2 protein-coding genes are annotated in these 1,313 nt (G+C 29.5%); both read right to left on the bottom strand.

From position 1 onward, the window contains the following. Positions 1–39 precede the first annotated feature (39 nt). Complete coding sequence (locus tag ACTQ46_RS11070) at positions 40–891, bottom strand: IS3 family transposase (RefSeq protein WP_441749884.1); 852 nt, start codon at positions 889–891, stop codon at positions 40–42. Further along, positions 855–1,313: transposase (locus tag ACTQ46_RS11065; protein WP_441749883.1), on the bottom strand; the 459-nt coding region annotated here is incomplete at its 5' end. The genes ACTQ46_RS11065 and ACTQ46_RS11070, both read right to left, overlap by 37 nt.

Here is a 1,313-nt window from a genome sequence, read left to right as displayed (position 1 = left end):
TGATGTGTACCCATAAAACTGGACACAATATTAAATTAATTATTTACAAGTGGATGCTAGCCTATATTTTGTAGGAGGCATCCATTTTGTTTTGCTTTGAATTCTTTCATTGTTGTAATAATATATATAATCATCTATTGCCTTTGCGAACTCATCAAAACATCTATAAATTTTTTCGTAACCATAATACATCTCATTTTTTAATCTAGCGAAGAATGTTTCCATAATAGAGTTATCATAACAATTACCCTTTCTAGACATTGATTGTTTAATTTTGCAATCTTTTAGCGTGTTTACATAAAGTTTGTGTTGGTATTGCCAACCTTGGTCTGAATGTAATATCAAATTTTCTAATTTTGGAAACTTCTTAATAGCCATATTTAACATATTTGATATTTGTACTAGATTAGGACTTAGTGATAGATCATAAGATATTATTTCATTTGAGTACATGTCTAGTATGGGAGAAATATAGCATTTACCCCATGGAAATTTAAATTCTGATACATCTGTGCTCCATTTTTGTAACGGCTTATCCGCTTTAAAATCTCTGTCTATTATATTATCAGCAATCTTTCCTACTTTACCTTTATATGAATGATATTTTTCTTTAGGTCTTTTGCCAAATAGTTTTAATTCATGCATTATTCTCTGAACTCTTTTATGGTTGATTTTATATCCTTGATTTAATAGCTGCCTATATACTCTTCTTACTCCATACCTTCCTTTATGATGATTAAATATCTCAATTATTTTATCTACGAGAGGATTATTTCTAATCTTAACCCTATCAACTTTTTTGATTTCAAAGTAGTATGTCGATTTGGGTATATCTATAGCTAGTAGAAGATATTTTAGTTTATATCCTTTTTCTTTGAGTTCTTTGACGATCGCTGCTTTTTCGCCTTGAGTTGCGCAGCGTAATGTTTTTCTCTCAAGGCGATTTCTTTTTTTATTACTTCGTTCTCAGCTTTTATGTAGTCGATTTCTGTTCTAAGCCTTATGAGTTCTTCTCTTTCAGATTCGTTCAATTCTTTTGGTTTAGGATTAATATTCTTTTTCATGAGATTATTGGACTTACGACCTTTCTTTTTATTTACAAGTCCATTATATCCGTAAATTTTATATTTGCTAACCCATGTATAAAGTTGTCCAGGATTAATTCCATTTTCAATGGCTACAGATTTAATTGAATTTCCAGCAATTACTTTATTTACCATTTCTAGTTTATCATCAGCAGTCCAATTAATATTATTATCGTGTTTTAGAATTTCTTGCCCATGTAATTCTTCTAACCTAGACCATAATCGAAT

The organism is Gallicola sp. Sow4_E12, assembly GCF_052116305.1.
Classification (GTDB): domain Bacteria; phylum Bacillota; class Clostridia; order Tissierellales; family Peptoniphilaceae; genus JBQKLI01.
Note: the sequence above shows the minus strand (reverse complement) of the source record. Positions and strands in the feature narration are given on the sequence as shown.